The sequence below is a fragment of the Streptococcus sp. 1055 genome (assembly GCF_013276815.1).
In the GTDB taxonomy this organism is placed as follows: domain Bacteria; phylum Bacillota; class Bacilli; order Lactobacillales; family Streptococcaceae; genus Streptococcus; species Streptococcus pseudopneumoniae.
The window spans coordinates 1,236-1,681 of the sequence record NZ_VMLT01000081.1; the positions used below are offsets into that span (position 1 = coordinate 1,236).

Annotated in this window: 1 pseudogene; it reads left to right on the plus strand. The window is 38.6% G+C overall.

From position 1 onward, the window contains the following. Positions 1-249: pseudogene (locus HT699_RS11780) on the plus strand (N-acetylmuramoyl-L-alanine amidase family protein); the annotation flags it as partial. Positions 250-446 lie beyond the last annotated feature (197 nt).

Here is a 446-nt window from a genome sequence, read left to right on the forward strand (position 1 = left end):
TCCATGGCAACAGGTTGGGAGCAAGTTGATGGTTCATGGTACTATCTCAACGATAATGGTTCTATGGAGATAGGTTGGCTACAAAATAATGGTTCATGGTACTACCTCAACAGCAACGGTTCTATGAAAGCCAATCAATGGTTCCAAGTTGGCAGTAAATGGTATTATGTAAATGCATCGGGTGAGCTAGCGATCAATACAAGTATAGATGGCTATAGAGTCAATGATAATGGTGAATGGGTGCGTTAACAGATTCCTCCCTGCGACACAATTGATAATAGTATGTCTGAATATATAATTATGTATAAAAAGCTATAGATAAGGTCATCTTATAGCGACTATAAAAAAGTGAACAAGCCTAGTCTTCTGTACATTAGAATTCAGGTTTGTTCACTTTTTGTTTGGGCTCTTTGTCAACTGTAGTGGGTTGAAGGTAAGCGCGTCAT